General features: G+C 74.8%; 16 protein-coding genes. 9 read left to right on the top strand and 7 right to left on the bottom strand.

What is annotated here, in order from left to right:
- Window positions 1-58: 58 nt before the first annotated feature.
- Together ABWK59_RS32540 and ABWK59_RS32535 are read right to left on the bottom strand one after the other, a co-directional pair.
- Entirely contained in the window at window positions 59-1639 is a 1581-nt protein-coding gene (locus ABWK59_RS32540) for an HtaA domain-containing protein (RefSeq protein WP_354644257.1), read from the bottom strand.
- Window positions 1640-1707: 68 nt separating this feature from the next.
- Complete coding sequence (locus tag ABWK59_RS32535; protein WP_420492959.1) at window positions 1708-3201, bottom strand: HtaA domain-containing protein; 1494 nt, start codon at window positions 3199-3201, stop codon at window positions 1708-1710.
- 199 nt (window positions 3202-3400) lie between these two features.
- On the opposite strand from ABWK59_RS32535, the gene ABWK59_RS32530 reads away from it, so the two are divergent.
- The 7 genes from ABWK59_RS32530 to ABWK59_RS32500 all read left to right on the top strand — a co-directional run bounded on the left by ABWK59_RS32530 (window position 3401) and on the right by ABWK59_RS32500 (window position 11502).
- Window positions 3401-4429: a heme/hemin ABC transporter substrate-binding protein gene (locus ABWK59_RS32530; RefSeq protein ID WP_354644255.1), complete on the top strand. Its 1029-nt coding sequence runs from the start codon at window positions 3401-3403 to the stop codon at window positions 4427-4429.
- Window positions 4426-5502: a FecCD family ABC transporter permease gene (locus ABWK59_RS32525; RefSeq protein WP_354644254.1), complete on the top strand. Its 1077-nt coding sequence runs from the start codon at window positions 4426-4428 to the stop codon at window positions 5500-5502. The genes ABWK59_RS32530 and ABWK59_RS32525 overlap by 4 nt, the downstream gene beginning before the upstream one ends.
- The gene (locus tag ABWK59_RS32520) at window positions 5499-6395 is read left to right on the top strand and encodes a heme ABC transporter ATP-binding protein (protein WP_354644253.1); all 897 of its coding nucleotides are present in this window, start codon (window positions 5499-5501) and stop codon (window positions 6393-6395) included. Before ABWK59_RS32525 ends, ABWK59_RS32520 begins: the two co-directional genes overlap by 4 nt.
- Before the next feature lie 366 nt (window positions 6396-6761).
- Entirely contained in the window at window positions 6762-8804 is a 2043-nt protein-coding gene (locus tag ABWK59_RS32515; protein ID WP_354644252.1) for an RICIN domain-containing protein, read from the top strand.
- Window positions 8805-8907: 103 nt separating this feature from the next.
- Entirely contained in the window at window positions 8908-9588 is a 681-nt protein-coding gene (locus ABWK59_RS32510; protein WP_354644251.1) for a hypothetical protein, read from the top strand.
- A gap of 88 nt (window positions 9589-9676) precedes the next feature.
- On the top strand, window positions 9677-10519 hold the full coding sequence (locus ABWK59_RS32505; protein WP_354644250.1) for a papain-like cysteine protease family protein: 843 nt from the start codon (window positions 9677-9679) through the stop codon (window positions 10517-10519).
- Between the two features lie 14 nt (window positions 10520-10533).
- Window positions 10534-11502: a hypothetical protein gene (locus ABWK59_RS32500; protein WP_354644249.1), complete on the top strand. Its 969-nt coding sequence runs from the start codon at window positions 10534-10536 to the stop codon at window positions 11500-11502.
- Between the two features lie 68 nt (window positions 11503-11570).
- On the opposite strand, the gene ABWK59_RS32495 is transcribed toward ABWK59_RS32500, so the two are convergent.
- From ABWK59_RS32495 to ABWK59_RS32475, 5 genes are all read right to left on the bottom strand, one after another.
- Entirely contained in the window at window positions 11571-11879 is a 309-nt protein-coding gene (locus tag ABWK59_RS32495) for a zinc-binding dehydrogenase (protein WP_354644248.1), read from the bottom strand.
- A complete protein-coding gene (locus tag ABWK59_RS32490) occupies window positions 11876-12433 on the bottom strand; it encodes a hypothetical protein (protein ID WP_354644247.1) in 558 nt (185 codons plus the stop codon). The genes ABWK59_RS32495 and ABWK59_RS32490 overlap by 4 nt, the downstream gene beginning before the upstream one ends.
- Window positions 12434-12605: 172 nt before the next feature.
- Window positions 12606-13013 (bottom strand): ATP-binding protein, encoded by a 408-nt coding sequence (locus ABWK59_RS32485; RefSeq protein ID WP_354644246.1) that lies wholly within the window; start codon window positions 13011-13013, stop codon window positions 12606-12608.
- 314 nt (window positions 13014-13327) lie between these two features.
- Window positions 13328-13975 carry an HAD family acid phosphatase gene (locus tag ABWK59_RS32480; protein WP_354644245.1) on the bottom strand — a complete coding sequence of 216 codons (648 nt, stop codon included), beginning with the start codon at window positions 13973-13975 and terminating at the stop codon, window positions 13328-13330.
- Between the two features lie 207 nt (window positions 13976-14182).
- Window positions 14183-14527: an ArsR/SmtB family transcription factor gene (locus ABWK59_RS32475; RefSeq protein WP_354644244.1), complete on the bottom strand. Its 345-nt coding sequence runs from the start codon at window positions 14525-14527 to the stop codon at window positions 14183-14185.
- A gap of 110 nt (window positions 14528-14637) precedes the next feature.
- On the opposite strand from ABWK59_RS32475, the gene ABWK59_RS32470 reads away from it, so the two are divergent.
- Window positions 14638-15636, top strand: a complete 999-nt coding sequence (locus ABWK59_RS32470; RefSeq protein ID WP_354644243.1) for a zinc-dependent alcohol dehydrogenase family protein — start codon at window positions 14638-14640, stop codon at window positions 15634-15636.
- 82 nt (window positions 15637-15718) lie between these two features.
- Complete coding sequence (locus ABWK59_RS32465; protein ID WP_354644242.1) at window positions 15719-16285, top strand: GNAT family N-acetyltransferase; 567 nt, start codon at window positions 15719-15721, stop codon at window positions 16283-16285.
- Window positions 16286-16357: the final 72 nt, after the last annotated feature.

Here is a 16357-nt window from a genome sequence, read left to right as displayed (position 1 = left end):
GCGCCGGGAAGACCCGTCCTCCCGCGTCGCACGGTTCCCCGCCGGCCAGGGGGTGGCGTCAGACGGCCGGCCGGCCCCCGGTACGGCGGCGCAGCAGGACGGTGGTGCCGCCGCCGGCCAGGAGGAAGCCGGCCGCAGTGGCGACCAGCGGCAGCACCGGGGTGCCGGCGCCGGTCGAGGCGAGCATGCCGGAGCCGCCGGTGGTGGTCAGGGTGGCGCTGCCGGCCGTACCGCCGTCGGTGGCGCCGGTGCCGGAGCCGCCCGAAGTTACGGTGTTGATGGGCGGGTTGGCGGGCAGGGTGGCGTTGCGGTCGAAGGAGAGGGTGACGGTCACCGGGTCGAGCGCCTCCCCCTCCGGGTAACCGCCGAAGGCCGCGACGCCCTCGGCGGTCAGCGTGGCGGGGACACCGGAGAGGGTCACCACGCCGCCGGCCGGGGCCGGGTTCGCCCGGGAGAGGTCGAGCCTGGCGATCCGGGCCGCGCTGAGCGTGGCGGTCTTCCCGTCGCGCGAGCGGGCGGTCACATCGGCGACCAGGTAGGCGCCGGTCCGGTCGATGCGGACGCCCAGGGCGCCGAAGGTGGTGTCCAGTTCGTAGCCGCCGCCGGCGGTCTGGTGGCCGAGGAAGCGGACCGAGCCGGTGAAGTCGGCCTTCACCGCGTGGGTGCCGGTGTGGTAGCTGCCGGTGGCACCGCCGAAGCGGTAGTCGGCGGCGCCGCCGCCGAACTCCACCTTCCCCCGGGCGATCGGCCCGGTCACGTACCGGCGGAAGCCCTCCTTGACGCCCCAGTCCAACCGGCCGTCCACCACGGCGAGTTCGGAGCTGCCCTGGGTAGCGGAGGCAGAGGCGGGAGTGGAGACCGTGGCGGACGGGCTGCCGCTCGGAGCGGCGGAGGAGGCGGAGGTGGAGGCGGAGGCGCTCACCGAGGGGGAGCCGGAGCCGGCGCCGGACGGGGAGGAACTCGCGGAGGGCGCAGCGGAGTCGGAGGCGGAGGGCGAGGCCGGGCTCTGCTTCAGCAGGACCGCCAACGGGTCCATGTCGGTGCCCGCGGCGTAGAAGCCGGCGAAGGCCTTGGCGCCCTGTTCGGTGAGCTTGGCGGCGGTGGGGACGCCGGTGGTGGTGTCCCGGGCGACGGTGAAGGTCACCAGCGGGACGTCCTCGCGGCGGGTGACCTCGGAGGCGCCGACCGTCTCCTTGGACGCCGTGTCGGCGGTGAGGGTGCCGGTGGTGCCGGAGGTGGTGAGCTTCAGGTCGCTCAGGGCGACGTCCAGCGCGCCGTGGTGGGCGGTGAACCGGACCCCGCCGGTGAAGGCCGCGTCGAGGCTGTGGGTGCCGAGGTCGTAGCGGGCGCGGGCCAGGCCGAAGTGGTACGTGCCGTCGGCGTTGGTGGTGGCACCGCCGGTGAGTTCCACCGCGCCCTGGCCGACCGGCCCGGTGACGTAGCCGCGGAAACTGGCCTTGACGCCCCAGTCCAGCGCGCCGGTGTCGTAGCTGACGGCGGTCGGGGCGCCGGCCCCGAAGGCAAGGGCCGGCAGCCCGAGGGCGGTCAGGCCGAGGCCCGCGGTGGCGGCGGCGACGGCGGCCAGCCAGGTGCGGCTGCGGTTGCCGGGGCCGGCGGGCATGGCGGTGCTGCGGGACATGGGTCGTGCTCCGTTCGACGGGGATGACGGGCGATGCCGGGTTGGCGGGTTGGGCGGATGACGGGCGGTCAGGAGGGGTCGGAGGGGCCCGGGCGCCGCCGTCGGCGGACGGCGAGCAGGCCGCCGCCGAGCGCCAGGGCGGCGAGCAGCAGGGCACCCGCCACCGCGGCGGCCACCGGGACGCCCCGGGACGAGGCCGCGGCGGGGGCGGCCTGCGGGGCTGGCGTGGCGGCAGGAGCGCTGCCGAGGTCCGGCAGCGGGGGCAGGGCGGCAGCCGGATCGAGGGCGAGGGCGAAGCTCAGCGGGTCCATCTCGGTGCCGACCGGGTAGAGCGAGCCGAACACCCGGGCGCCCGACTCGGTGAGGCGCAGCGGGAGTTCGACGGCCCTGAGCAGGCCGCCCTCGGTCTTCACGGCGCCGGCCGGGTCGAAGCGGGCGAGTTCGACGGCGGTCTGCTGCTGGGCGGCGGCGCCGGGCAGGTGGCCGTGGACGTCGGCGGTGAGCCGGCCCTGGCCGTCGGCGATGGTGATCCGCGGGGCGGCGAGGGTGAGGTCGAGGCCGTGGGTGTCGCCGGTGGTGTGGCCGGTGAAGCGGACGCTGCCGGTGAAGGCGGCGTCGAGGGCGCCGGTGGCGGGGTCATAGCCGCCCTTGCCGGTGGTCCAGCGGAAGTAGGCGCCGCCGTCCGCCGCGCCGTCGGCGAGCTGCCAGCGGCCCTTGGCGACGGCGCCGGTGACGTAGTCGCGGAAGGTACGGCGGATGCCCCAGTCGAGGGCGCCGTCGGCGAAGGCGGCGGGCCCTCCCGTCGTGGGGCCCGGTGCCGGGGTGGCGGTGGGGTCGCCGGTGGGATTGGCGGTGGGGTCCGGGCCGGGTGTGGCGGGTCCGCCGGAGGGGGTGCGGTCGGGGGCGGGGGTCCGGGTCGGTTCGGCCTCGGCCGCCTTGAGGGTGACGGAGAGGGTGAGCGGGTCGAGTGCGGTGCCGGCGGTGTAGAAGTGGCCGAAGGCCTGGGCGCCGGCGTCGGTGAGGGTGGCGGGGACGTTGGTCAGGGTCAGCGTGCCGGAGGCCGCGCGCAGGTCGGTGCCTGCGAGTGAGAGGTCGGCGAGCGGGGTCTGGGGGGTGGCGGTGACCTTGCCGGTCTCCCGGGACCGGCTGGTGACGTCTGCGGAGAGGGTGGCCCGGCCGGCGCCGGTGGTCGTGAGGGTGAGCCGTCCGATGGCGAGGTCCAGGGCGTCGGTGCCGTTCTCGCGGTGGCCGGTGAAGCGGACGCCGCCCTGGAAGGAGGCGGTGAGGGCGCCGGTCGCGGGGTCGTAGCCGCCGGTCGCCGAGTGGAACCGGAAGGTGCTGCCGCCGACCGTGGCGGCGCCGCCGGTCAGGCTCCAACCGCCTTTGGCGATCGGCCCGGTGACGTAGGTGAGGAAGGACTGTTTGATGCCCCAGTCGAGGCGCCCGCCGGAGACCACGGGCTGCGGGGCGGCGGCCGCGGGGGCGGGGAGGCCGGCCACCGTCAGGAGGGCGGCGAGGGCGGCCACCAGGTGGGCGGCCAGGCGGCGGAGCCGTCCGGTCAGGGGCACGGGGGATCACTCCTCGGGCGATCGGGAGGTCGGGAACGGGGGCGCGGGCATGGCGCGGAGCGGGGGTCGGCGTACCGCCACCCCCTTGCGAAACTCAGGCAAGGCTAACCTAATATATGAGTTAAGAGTCCCACCGAGCAGCCCCCGACCGCGCCACCTGACGGGACGTCAATCCTTCAAGAAGGGAACGAGGTTGAGCAGCAGCTCCCACCACATCCGGGCGAGAGTCGGACCGGCCGTCCTGCTGCTCGCCCTCGGCCTGCTGCTCGGCGCCGCGGGCTGCGGGCCCGGCTCCGAGGCCGGTCAGGACCGGGCCGCGACGGGCGCCTCCCGGGCGCCGGACACCGTGGAGGCGCTGCCCGATCCGCAGATCCCGCAGCTGCCCGCCACCGCCGCCTCCGCGGACGGCCGGCAGGTCACCGTGGCCAGCGCCGAGCGGATCGTCCCGCTCAGCGGCAGCCTCGCCGAACTGGTCTTCAGCCTCGGCCTCGGCCCCCGGGTGGTGGCCCGCGACGTGTCCACCACCTTCGAGCAGGCCGCCGCCCTGCCGGTGATCACCCAGGCGCACGACGTCTCCGCGGAGGGCGTGCTCTCCCTCCACCCGACCGTGGTGCTCGCCGACCGCTCCACCGGACCGGCCGAGGCGGTGGAACAGATCCGGGCGGCCGGTGTCCCGCTGATCGTCCTCGACGACGCCCGGCGGCTGGAGGACGTCGGCCCGCGGATCGACACCGTCGCGGCCGCCCTCGGCGTCCCGGACGCCGGACGACGCCTCAAGGAGCGCACCGCCCGGCAGATCACCGAGGCCCGCGCCGCCCTGCCCGCCGACGGACCGCGCCCCAGGATCGCCTTCCTCTACCTGCGCGGCAGCGCCTCGGTCTTCCTGCTCGGCGGCCCCGACTCCGGCGCCCCCTCGCTGATCGAGGCGGTCGGCGGCGAGGACGCCGGCACCGCCGCCGGGCTGCACGGCGAGTTCACCCCGCTCACCAGCGAGGCCCTGGTCAAGGCGGCACCCGACGCGATCCTGGTGATGAGCAAGGGCCTGGAGTCGGTCGGCGGCGTGGACGGGCTGCTGAAACTGCCCGGCGTCGCCCAGACCCCGGCCGGGCTGGACCGCCGGGTGGTCGCCGTGGACGACGGCCGGCTGCTCAGCTACGGCTCGCGCACCCCGCAGGTGCTGCGCGAGATCGCCGCCCAGCTCCACCCGGCGGGCGCCCGGTGACGTACGCCCTCCCCGAGAACGGCGCGGCCGCGCCCGGCACCCGGCGGCCGGGGCGCAGTACGGTGCTCACCGCGGCGCTCGCCGCCGCGCTGCTGCTCTGCGCCCTGCTGGCGGCCGGCCTCGGCGCGTACCGGATCCCGCTCGGTGACATCCTCGCCTCGCTGGCCCACCGGCTCGGCGCGGGCGGGCACGCACTGGAGCGGGTGCCCGAGTCGGTGCTGTGGAACGTCCGCCTCCCCCGGGTGGTGCTGGCGCTGCTGGTCGGCGGCTCGCTGGGCTGCGCGGGCGCGCTGATGCAGGGCGTGTTCGGCAACCCGCTGGCGGAGCCCGCGGTGATCGGGGTCTCCTCCGGCGGCGCGGTCGGCGCGGTGGCCTGCATCGTGCTCGGCCTGGACGCGCTGGGCAGCTGGACGGTCACCGTGTTCGCCTTCGCGAGCGGCCTGGTGACGGTCCTCGCGGTGTACGCGATGTCCCGGTCCGGCGGGCGGACCGAGGTGGTCACCCTGATCCTCACCGGGGTCGCGGTGAACGCCTTCTGCGGCGCGCTGATCGGCATCCTGCTGTTCACCGCCGACTCGGCCGCGATCAGCCAGGTCACCTTCTGGCAGCTGGGCTCGCTCGCCCAGGCGACCTGGGGCAAGGTGCTCGCCGTCCTGCCGTTCGCCCTGGTCGGCCTGGCCGTCGCCCCGCTGTACGCCCGCCGGCTCGACCTGCTGGCGCTCGGCGAGCGCCCGGCCCGCCACCTCGGCGTGGACGTGGAGCGGATGCGCCTGGTGCTGGTCACCGTGGTCGCCCTGCTCACCTCCGCCGCCGTGGCGGTCAGCGGCATCATCGGGTTCGTCGGCCTGATCGTGCCGCACCTGCTGCGGATGGCCGCCGGGCCGGGGCACCGCTTCCTGCTGCCCGGCTCGGCCCTCGGCGGGGCGCTGGCCCTGGTCGCCGGCGACCTGGCCGCCCGAACCGTGGCCGCCCCCGCCGAACTCCCCCTCGGCGTGATCACCGCACTGATCGGCAGTCCGTTCTTCTTCTGGCTGCTGCGCCGCACCCGGACCCGCCAGGGAGGCTGGGCATGAGACTGCGCACCCCTCGAACCGTCCCCGAACGCCCCGCCCCCGGCGCGGAGTTGATCGTCGCTGACGGGGTACGACTGACGGTCGGCGGACGGGAGCTGCTGGCCGGCGCGGACCTGTGCCTGCGGGCCGGCGAGGTTCTGGCGCTGCTCGGGCCGAACGGCGCGGGCAAGTCCACCCTCCTGTCCGTCCTCGCCGGGGACACCGCCCCCACCGCCGGGGAGGTCCGACTGCTGGGCCGCCCGCCGACGGCCCACCCGTCCGTCGAACTCGCCCGCCACCGGGCGCTGTTGCCGCAGTCCAGCGAGCTGTCCTTCCCGTTCCCCGCCGGCGAGGTGGTCCGGATGGGCCGCGCCCCCTGGGCCGGCACCACCGCCGAGGCCGAGGACGCGGCGGCCGTGGCCGCGGCGATGGCCGCCACCGAGTGCAGCGCCTTCGCCGAGCGCCCTTTCACCTCGCTCTCCGGCGGCGAACGGGCCCGGGTCGCGCTCGCCCGGGTGCTGGCCCAGCGGACCCCGCTGCTGCTGCTCGACGAGCCCACGGCCGCCCTCGACCTGCGGCACCAGGAGCTGGTGCTGCGGGTGGCCCGCGAGCGGGCCGCCGCCGGCGACGGCGTGGTGGTCGTGCTGCACGACCTGTCGCTGGCCGCCGCCTACGCGGACCGGGTCGCGCTGCTGGCCGCCGGCGCCACCGTGGCGACCGGACCGGTGGCGGAGGTCCTGCGCGCCCCGCTCCTCAGCGAGGTCTACGGCCACCCGGTGGAGGTGCTCCCGCATCCGCGCACGGGCGTGCCACTGGTCCTCCCCGACCGCGGCCGGGGGGCGCCCCGGGGGCCTGGGGTTAGCCGCCCGCACACGCGGGTACCGACCGTGCGCGGCCATCGATCTGTCGACTGATAAGCCCTGCTAGGGATACTCCAAGCCCGGGTTGTCGACAATGATGGAGAGTAATATTGCACCTACGCTGTGCAATTGCACTATTGCACATCCCGTCTAACAGACGATCCCGAACCATAACGTTTCGATGAATTGGTGCACGTATCAACTCGCGCAGTGGAGTGGACCAATCGGCCATCGCTGATGCAACATCACATTACTGAAAGGTAATTGACGATACGTCAGTCCGATGTGACGGTTCGTTGAACGGCGTACATCTTCGCGCGTAGAAGCACGGGGCTCCTCCCTGCGCCACGGCTCTGGCAGTATTCCGGCCACTCAACTCCTCCTGTGAAATGAGGTGTGGTTTTGCCAGGCCGTAGAAGAGTGGTCAAGCGGACGCGCAGCACCCGTGTGGTGCTGGTCGCGGCCGTCCTGGCCGCAACGGGGGTCTTCGCCGGTACCGCCGCCCTGGGCGGTGCCTTCACCGAGAAGCCGGCCGTCATATCGGCGGACGCCGCCATGTCGGACGGGGCCGACGCCGCACCGGCGGCTGGCCCGGAGCACGACGCGGCGCCCGACCCGGTCTCCTCCATGCCCGCGAACGACACCGGCCGGGGGCTGGTGTACTCGGGTCTGAACACCGCCCCGAAGGGCGACAAGTGCGCCGGTGTGCTGAGGACGTCGGACGGCGCCTGCACGCACGGGCCGGACGCCCCTCCCAAGGGCGTGGACATCGCCAAGGACACCGCCCCGGCCGTCCAGCCGGAGCAGGCCGCCGATCACACGGCGCCCGGCACCGGCAACGGCACGACCGCGCAGCCGGCCGCCGGTTCGGAGCCGACGGTGGACGCGCAGGCCGTGCCGGCGGGGGCGGCGGCCGCCCCGGCGCCCAGCGCCTCGGCCGACGCGCCGCGCAAGGCCGCCGCCGCACCGGCCGGTCAGGCCGTGCAATGCGACGGCGACGGCAGCACCGGCAACCGGGTCCAGGTGGTGTACGCGCACGCGCCGGGCAAGGACCGGTACGCGCAGTACCTCGGCTCCTTCCGCAAGTGGGCGGCGGACGCCGACACCATCTACTCCGCCTCCGCCCAGGAGACCGGCGGCGTGCGGCACATCCGCTTCGTCACCGCCGCCGACTGCACCCCGGTGGTGCTCAACATCGAGGTGCCGGACTCGGCGCTGTCCGAGTTCAGCGCGATGAACAACGCGCTGGCGGGCAAGGGCCTCAACCGCAAGGACCGCAAGTACATGGTGTTCGCGGACGCCAACGTGTACTGCGGCATCGGGACCTTCGCCGGCGACGAGCGGCCGGGCCAGGACAACCTGAGCAACTTCGGCCCCTCGTACGGCCGCACCGACTCGGGCTGCTGGGGCGGGTCCACCGCCGCGCACGAACTCGGCCACAACCTGGGCGCGGTGAACAACAGCGCGCCCAACACCAGCCGGGCGGCGCACTGCACCGACGAGTGGGACCTCATGTGCTACTCGGACTCGCCGTACTACCCGCAGATGCGGACGGTCTGCCAGGACCGCGGCCACGACGACCGGCTGGACTGCAACCACGACGACTACTTCCACACCAATCCCAAGCCAGGCAGCTACCTGGCCACGCACTGGAACATCGCCAACAACCGGTTCCTGATGACCGGCAACGGAACCGGGCCGAACCCGGATCCCAACCCCAGCCCGACGCCCACGCCGAACCCGACGCCCACCCCGACCGGTGGTCCGGACGCCGGCCCCAACGTGACGGTCGGCCAGCTGGCCTCCGACTCGGCGGTGCTCAGCTGGCCCGCGGTGGCCTCGGCCCAGTGGTACCAGGTGCTGCTGAACGGGAAGTTCCTCACCTGGGTGCAGCCGAACTCGGTGCGCGTCACCAACCTCCGCCCGGACACCGAGTACACGGTGGCGGTGGCGGTCCGCGACCGGTCCGGCCGTGACTCCAAGCCGGGACGGACGCTGACCTTCCGCACCCCGAAGGCCGGCGGCACCACCCCGACCCCCGCCACCGCGTACACCATCACCAACGGCGCCACCGGTCTGGCGGCGGAGGTGTGGGGCGGCAAGTCCGCCGACGGCACGGTGCTGGTGGGCTCGCAGGCGAGCGGGTACCTGGGCCAGCGCTGGTACTTCGACGACGCCGGCGGCGGGTACGCGCGGATCCGGTCCGCGGTGTCCGGCAAGTGCCTGCAGCTCGGCGGCGCCGCCGTGGCGGGCCAGTGGGTGGCCCAGCAGCCCTGCGACGGCGCCAACCAGGCGCAGCAGTGGCGGCTCGCCGCCGCGGGCGGCGGCCTGAGCATCACGGCCAGGGGCAGCTCGCTGGTCCTCGGGGTCAGCGGCCGCGCGTACTACGGCGCCTGGCTGCTCGTCCTGGAGGACCCGGCGGCGGCCGGCTACCACTCCTGGAGCGTCCAGAAGGTCTCCTGACCTGCCGGAACGTTCCGTCAGCACAGGGCCCGCCCGTCGCCGGAAGCGGCCTCCCCGCCCTCCCGGGCGGGCCCTGTCCCCTCGCACAACCGGGAGCCGTCCCATGCACAACCGCCGCCTCGCGGTGGCGTGCCTGTCCGTCCTCTCCGGCCTGGCCGTCCTCGGCCCGGTCACGACGGCACACGCCCACGGCGACACCATCCGACTGACCGTCAGCAGCAGCGACTCCGGCCGCCCGATCACCACCGCCGTCTGGGAGAACGACAGCGACCCGGTGACCGAGCGGATCGCCGGAACCTTCAGCGCCACCGCGCCCGACGGCACCACCGTCGGCCCGTGGCGGCTGGTTCCCGTCCCGGACCGGCCGGGCACGCTCACCACGGCCGAGGCGCTCACGCCCGGCCACTGGAGCGTCCTCGCGGAGACCGCCTTCCCGGGGCTCGGCCGGTTCGAGGGAGCGCTGGACGTCGCGGCCGTCGACCCGCCGGGCTCGATCACCGGGACGCCCACCGCCGGGCCCGCGGTCGGCCCGGCCGACCCCGGCACCCCGGCGCCCGCCCCCTCCGCGGACCCGGGCACCGAGGGCACGACGCCCTCCGCCGGGCCCGCCGACGCGCCGGTGCGGCGGGCGATGCCCGGCCGCGGCGCGGTCGAGCCCGCCGAGGGCGACCCGGGCCGCCTGCACGGGTGGCAGCTGGTCGCCGGCGTGCTCGCGGTCACGGCGGTGGCGCTCGCGGCGATCGCCGCGGCCGTCCTGCTGCTGCGCCGCTCGGTACGGCTCTGACCCCCACCTCAACGACCGCCGCCGGACGGGCGGCGCGCCCCGGCGCGCCGGCCCGCCGCGGTCCCTCGGATCCTGGAGCACCACGCCCATGCACAGATTCCGTACGTCCCGCCGAAGGAAGGCCCTGATAGCCGCGATCGTCGCGGTGCTGTCCGGCGCCCTGATCTTCGGCATCGGGGCCTTCGCCCAAGCCGGCAGCGTGACGGGCACCGTCGTCGCCGGCCAGGGCGGGTACGGCACCATCAACCAGCGCGCCCTGCCCTCGCTGGGCGCCCGCGTCACCGGCAGCTCGCTGGTCGGCGACCGCGTCCCGACCTCCTGCCGCACCACCGGCGACCAGGTCGAGGGCAACAACCGCTGGATCTGGTCCGGCGCGTACTACATCGCCGACGCCTTCATCCAGGAGAACACCGGCAACCTCCCGGTGTGCGGCTCCGTCCGGCCGACCGGCTGGACCACGCTCAACATCAGCATGCAGAAGCAGGTCCGCGACCAGTGGTGCTGGGACGCCTCCGGGCTCACCATCGCGACCTACTGGGGCCGCACCGGCTACAACCAGTACGACTTCTGCCGGCTCGCCGCGCAGGGCACCTGGGTCGACTGCAACAACCGGCCCGCCACCCTGGAGGACATGGCCAACGGCCTGGCCAAGATGGGCTTCCGCAACAGCGGCACCAGCCTGTACCGCAACGCCACCTTCGCCGAGACCACCAACGAGATCGCCTCCGGCCGCCCGTTCGCCGTGCGGATCGGCTGGCGCACCGGCGGCGGCCACATGAACGTCATCTACGGCTACGACAACAGCAGCAACATGATCGCGGTCGGCGACCCGTGGCCCACCACCCAGACCTACACGTGGTGGAACTACAACACCTACTCCAGCAACAACTCGTTCCAGTGGACCCACTCCCGTATCTCCATCCACGGCTGAGGAGACGACCGACCGTGCACACCACCATCACGCGCCGCCGCCGGACCGCCGTCCGGGCGGCCGGCCTCCTCGTCGCGGCCGCGCTCACCGTCCTCGCCGACACCGCGCCCTCGGCGGCCGCCGACGGCAACGGCAACGGCAACGGCATCGCGGGCTACGGCAACGCCCAGCAGGTCCTGCGTTCCGGCCAGGTCCGGGACACCGTCTCGCGCTTCCTGGTCGCCGCCCGGCAGCAGCCCGCCGCCCCCGCCGCCGCGGCGGACGGCGGGGTGAGCGGCCTCCCCCGCAGCGCCCCGAACGCGGTCGCCGCCCCGCCCTCCTTCGACCTCAAGGACCCGGTGCCGCTGTACGAACTCAGCCCGGAGTTCGTCACCGGCAAGGCCGGGGCGACACCGGACGGCGCGCTGCGACTGTCCTACCTCACCTCGCGGGTCGCGGCCGGGGACGGCCGGCAGGCCTCCGTCCTGCTCGCCCCGCAGCCGGACGGGCAGAACTGGCAGCTGGCCGGGATCCGGGACGGCGACGCCGAGATCGCCCTCGCCGAGCGCGGGTCGGCGCAGGCCAGGACCTTCGCCGAGCCGCAGCTGCACGCCTGGTACCGGCTGACCGAGCAGGGCCGGGTCGAGGCGCTCAACCCCGAGGCCACCGGCGGCCTGGGCGGCAAGCCCTCGCTCACCCTGGCCGAGTACCAGAAGCTGGTCACCGCCCGGTACGGCGACAAGCAGCCGGGTTCCGCCTACGACCGCAAGGGCCTGGCAGGCGGCTGGACCGCCGACGGCACCCCCGCCGCCGACGACGGCCTCGCCTCCGGCGACGGTACGGCCCCGGGTGCGCCGGCCGGCCCGGTGGCCGCCGCGCCCGCCGCCACGGCGGCTCCGGCCTCGGCGCTGCCCTGGCAGGTGCCGGCCGCGGGTGCGGGCCTGCTCGCGGCAGTGGCGGGCGGTGCGGCCGTCCTCCGGCGCCGCCGCCGTCCCCTCGCGTAGGCGGGATGTCCCGGGGGCGCGTGGGGTACCTCCCACGCGCCCCCTCGGCACGCCCGGTCGCGGGCCTTTCAGCCGCCGCAGGTGATCACCACCTTGCCGAACACGGCTCCCGAGGCGTACTGGCGGAACGCCGCCGGCGCCTCCTCGAAGCGGAACACCCGGTCGATCTCCGGCCGGAGCCGGTGCTCCTCGATCACCCGGTTCATCGCCAGGAACTGCTGCCGGCTGCCCACCGCGACGGCCCGCAGGGTGGCCCCGGAGGCGAAGAACGCCCGCGGGTCCACGGCGGCGCCGTCTCGTACCCGCCCCGCGACCGACCCGGCGGCCGCCGCCCGCGAACTGCCGACCACCTCCGAGTTCGCTCCAGAACCGGTCATCCAGCTGCTCCGTGGCGGCCTCCACGGAAGTCCACCGCGACGCCGCGACGCGCCCCCGCGCCCTCCAGGGTGGCCCGGGCGAGATCCAGGCTGCCTGGGGCGACGTCCACGCCGTACACGGTGACCTCGGCGAGGCCCTCGGCCCGCTCGATCAGGTCGGCCTCCTGCCGGCCGTGGCCGATGCCGAAGGCCAGCACGGTGGCGGCGGACCGGCCGTGGAGGTACGGCAGGAGGGCGTCGTTGGCGAGCCGCGGGGCCCGCATGAACGGCAGGTGCTCGGCCATCAGGTAGAACAGGTCGATCTGCGGCGTGCCCTCGTCGAGCAGGTAGAGGTTGCGGTGCGCGGACCGCTCCAGGCGGGACCGCAGCGCACCGGCGTAGTAGGCGACCAGCGGCAAATCGGCGTCGGCGAGGAGGTCGGCGGGGCGTTCGGTGAGGTGATCGGTGGCGTGGCCGGTGGCGGCGGTCAGGTGGGAGAGGGCGGCGTCGAGGGCGCGGTGGTCGCAGCGTTCCGCGGCCCTGGCCGCGTCCTGGAGATGGCCGAGGATGTCCACGGGGGCACGGCAGTCCGGCCGGGGCGGGCCCGGCCCGGCGGTTGCGCCGAGGACGTACCGAGTTCGGTCAGCCGAGCAGACGCCGCTCCCTCCGACGGTCGGAGTCCGAGGGTCCGTCGCGGTGACGTCCAGGACGGGCACGCCGTCCACGATCCGGGGGGGGCGAACCCGGTCACGGCTGCCTGCTGCGCTCCTCGGTGAGGTGGAGCACCAGGACCACGTCGGTCCCCGGCGGGTCGTGGCGGCGCACGATGCGGAAGCCGTCGGTGAGGTGGTCGATCAGGAGGAGTCCACGGCCGGAGGGTGTGAGGTTGAGTTCCGTGGTCGGCCGGGGCGGCGTGAACCCGGCGCCCTCGTCGCCGACGGTGACCGTCAGCCGTCCGTCCTGCCGCTCCCAGGCGAGCCGCACCCGCTTGCCGGGCTCCTGCCGGTTGCCGTGCAGCACGGCGTTGGCCACCGCCTCGTGCACGGCCAGGCCCAGCCGGTCCCGGTCCCCCTCGCCGAGTCCGCAGACCCGGGCCACCTCGCCCGTCCACGCCTCGGCGGCGTGCACGCTGGCCACCTCCGAGGGCAACTCCACCGCCTGCGGCTCCACTTCACCCCTTCCGGTTCGTACACCTGCCGATCAATCCCGGTGAGCGTAGAAGCAGTGGGAGGGGATCCGGCAGCGGCGCACCGGCCCTCGCCCGAACGAGGGAACGCCGACGCCGGACCGGACGGACCCGGGCCCCGCCACCGGAACACGGCACGGCCCGTGTCCGTCCGGCACTGCTCTCCGGGCGGACACGGGCCGTGGGCCTTCCGCGGCACGGGCCGGGCCGCACGCCCACCGCAGGACGGGGTCGCGGCATGCGGGGGCGCGGCGGCGGGCGGCCTGCCGTGGGTGGCGTCGGGTCAGGACAGCTGGCCGTCGTAGTCCGGCAGCTTGAAGGTCTTCTCGGCGTGGCCACCGACCAGGTCGGTGGTGTTGTTGCCGATGTTCGCGATGATCGTGTACCCGTTCTGCTCGATCTCCTGCCGCTTCGCGGTCTTGAAGGCCGAGGTCTCCTGGAACAGGTCCACCAGCGAACGCCCGTACAGGCCGTCGACCGGGTAGCCGACGTGGGTCAGGTTGTAGCGGGTGAAGCAGTCGATGAAGTCCGGGCGGGCCGTGACGAAGAAGACCTTCACGCCGCGGTCGTGCGCGGCGCGTGCCACGTCGAGGATCGCCGCGATCGCGTGGGTCGGGTAGCCCGGCGTGTAGTCCGTCTCCAGCGAGCTGTTGTCGATGTCCAGCACGATCGCGGGCCGGGTACCGGCCGGCAGCTGCGGAACCCTCGCCTTCACGTGGGCGCTCGCCGCGTCCGCCACCACCTGGACGTCCTTAAGCCAGGTCGCGTACGGCACATCGGGCTTGCCGAGGCTCTGGACCGACGCCTGTGCGGAGACCGGCGCCTGGACCGGCCGCGCCACCGCGGCGGCCGGCTGGGCGGCCACACCGGCCAGGGCACCGCCCACGACGGCCGCCACGGCGAGGTGACGCATCCCGGATCTGCCTGCCATGCTCATGCTCCTTCATTCGATGATGAGAGCAGCATGGACCACCATGGTTACTTGTCGGTAGACATTGAGCGAAGATCATTCCCAGACGCCCCCGCGCGGCCGACACCGGTCACCGGCCCGGGAACTGACGGCCCGCCGACCGCTCCGCCGACGTCGCGCCCGCGGGGCGCCCACCCAGCAGCGCGCCCGGGCCTCGCGCACCCCGGGTCAGCCCACCGCCCCGGCCGCCGCGCGTCCCGCCCGGTCCGCGGCGACCACGGCACTCAGCAGCCCGGGGAAGACCTCCTCGATCTCCGCCCCGCGCAGGGCGTTCATCCGCGCCGTGCCGACGTAGTACTGCCGGATCAGCCCGGCCTCGCGCAGGACGCGGAAGTGGTGGGTGGCCGTGGACTTGTTCACCGGGAGGTCGAACGCCCCGCAGCGGACGTCCTCGGCGGCGGCGCTCAGCTGCGTGACGATGCTGCGGCGGACGGGGTCGACCAGGGCCTCCAGGAACTGCTGGAGGGTGATCGCCCGGATCTCGGGGTGTGGGGGGTTGCGGTCGTCGTCCATGCGTCAATCGTACGACAGGCATCGAAGTTTGACGGCCGTCGAACCCTCGTGTTTGACTGACCGTCAGGGAGTCGGCGGTGGCGCCGGCTCACGGCGAAGGGGGAGCTGCGATGACCAGGACGGTACGGTTCCACGAACTCGGCGGGCCCGAGGTCATGCGGTTCGAGGACGAGACGGTCGGCGGGCCCGGGCCGGGCGAGGTGCGGATCCGGGTGGACGCGATCGGCCTCAACCGGGCCGAGGTGCTGTTCCGCACCGGCCGCTACATCGAGCCCGTCCGGGCCTTCCCGGCGCGGCTGGGCAGCGAGGCGGCCGGCGTGGTCGAGGCGGTGGGCGCGGGCGTCACCGGTCTGAGGGTGGGCCAGGAGGTCAGCACCGTGCCCGCGTTCTCGCAGAACGACTACGGGGTCTACGCCGAGCGGGCCCTGGTACCGGCCTCGGCCGTCCTGCCCCGACCCGAGGGGCTCGGCCCGGTCGAGGGGGCGGCGGTCTGGATGCCGTACCTCACCGCGTACGGCGCGCTGCTGCAGGTCGGCGGGATGCGGGCCGGGGACACCGTGGTGTTCAACGCGGCGTCCAGCAGCGTGGGCCTGGCCACCATCCAGCTCGCCCACCGCGTCGGAGCCACGCCCATCGCCCTCACCCGGACGAGCGCCAAGCGCGAGGCCCTGCTCAAGGCGGGCGCGGCGGAGGTGATCGCGACCGCGGAGGAGGACCTGGTCGAGCGCGTGATGGAGGCGACCGGCGGCCGGGGCACCGAGTTCGTCCTGGACGCGGTGGCCGGCCCCGGGGTGCGCGACCTGGCCCGGGTGGTGGCGCCCGGGGGCAGCCTGCTGGTGTACGGCGCGCTGAGCGGCGAGCCCACCCCGTTCCCGGGGATCGAGCTCGGCATGCCGCCACTGACCATGCGCACCTACACCATGCGGGAGACCTCCCGGCAGCCCGAACGGCTGCGCCGCGCCGCGGCGTTCATCACCAGCGGGCTGCGCTCGGGAGACTTCCGCCCGGTGGTGGACCGCACCTTCGACCTCACGGAGATCGTCGAGGCCCACCGGCACCTGGAGTCGAACGCCCAGATCGGCAAGATCGTGGTCACCGTCGACCACTGAGCCGGCGCGCGACGGGCCGGATGCCCGGAGCGCACGGATAACCGGTGGTCCCCGGGCCCGTCCCGGGCCTACCCTGCGGGCCATGAACGACGGACCCGCCATCCGGCCCGAGGATCCCCGCGACCACGCGGAGGTCCGGCGGCTCCACGCGCTCGCCTTCGGGGACCCGCGACGCGTGCCCGACCTGGTGGACGACCTCCGGGCCGGGCCGGCCGCCCTCTCGCTGGTGGCGACGGCCGGGAACGGCGAGGTGGTCGGCCACGTGATGCTGAGCGCCTGCCGGCTGGACGCACCGGCCCGCCTGGTCGACGTGCTCGGCCTGTCGCCGCTCGGCGTCCACCCCGACCACCAGCGCCGGGGCGTGGGCACCCGGCTCCTGCGCGCCGCCCTGCACGCGGCCGGGGAACTCGGCACGCCGCTGGTGTTCCTGGAGGGCTCCCCCGCCTACTACGGCCCGCGCGGCTTCGAGCGGGCCGACGGGCTCGGCTTCCGGTCGCCCTCGCTGCGCATCCCGGCCGCCGCCTTCCAGGTCGCCCGGCTCGACGCGTACCGGCCGTGGATGACCGGCACCTTCGTCTACCCCGACGCCTTCTGGGCGCACGACTGCGTCGGCCTCCGCGAGCCCGACGCCACGCGGGTGCCCGACTGACGGCCTCACGGCCTCCGCCGCCGAACACGCTCAATTCCCGTGCACGAAGGGTTCGATGGGCCTACCCTGCCC

The organism is Kitasatospora sp. HUAS MG31, assembly GCF_040571325.1.
Classification (GTDB): domain Bacteria; phylum Actinomycetota; class Actinomycetes; order Streptomycetales; family Streptomycetaceae; genus Kitasatospora; species Kitasatospora camelliae.
Note: the sequence above shows the minus strand (reverse complement) of the source record. Positions and strands in the feature narration are given on the sequence as shown.

Excerpts from the sequence above, each read along its gene's own strand:
- ABWK59_RS32540 (WP_354644257.1), bottom strand. The coding sequence starts at position 1,639 with ATGTCCCGCAGCACCGCCATGCCCGCCGGCCCCGGCAACCGCAGCCGC.
- ABWK59_RS32520 (WP_354644253.1), top strand. The coding sequence starts at position 5,499 with ATGAGACTGCGCACCCCTCGAACCGTCCCCGAACGCCCCGCCCCCGGC.
- ABWK59_RS32510 (WP_354644251.1), top strand. The coding sequence starts at position 8,908 with ATGCACAACCGCCGCCTCGCGGTGGCGTGCCTGTCCGTCCTCTCCGGC.
- ABWK59_RS32505 (WP_354644250.1), top strand. The coding sequence starts at position 9,677 with ATGCACAGATTCCGTACGTCCCGCCGAAGGAAGGCCCTGATAGCCGCG.
- ABWK59_RS32495 (WP_354644248.1), bottom strand. The coding sequence starts at position 11,879 with ATGACCGGTTCTGGAGCGAACTCGGAGGTGGTCGGCAGTTCGCGGGCG.
- ABWK59_RS32480 (WP_354644245.1), bottom strand. The coding sequence starts at position 13,975 with ATGGCAGGCAGATCCGGGATGCGTCACCTCGCCGTGGCGGCCGTCGTG.
- ABWK59_RS32475 (WP_354644244.1), bottom strand. The coding sequence starts at position 14,527 with ATGGACGACGACCGCAACCCCCCACACCCCGAGATCCGGGCGATCACC.
- ABWK59_RS32470 (WP_354644243.1), top strand. The coding sequence starts at position 14,638 with ATGACCAGGACGGTACGGTTCCACGAACTCGGCGGGCCCGAGGTCATG.
- ABWK59_RS32465 (WP_354644242.1), top strand. The coding sequence starts at position 15,719 with ATGAACGACGGACCCGCCATCCGGCCCGAGGATCCCCGCGACCACGCG.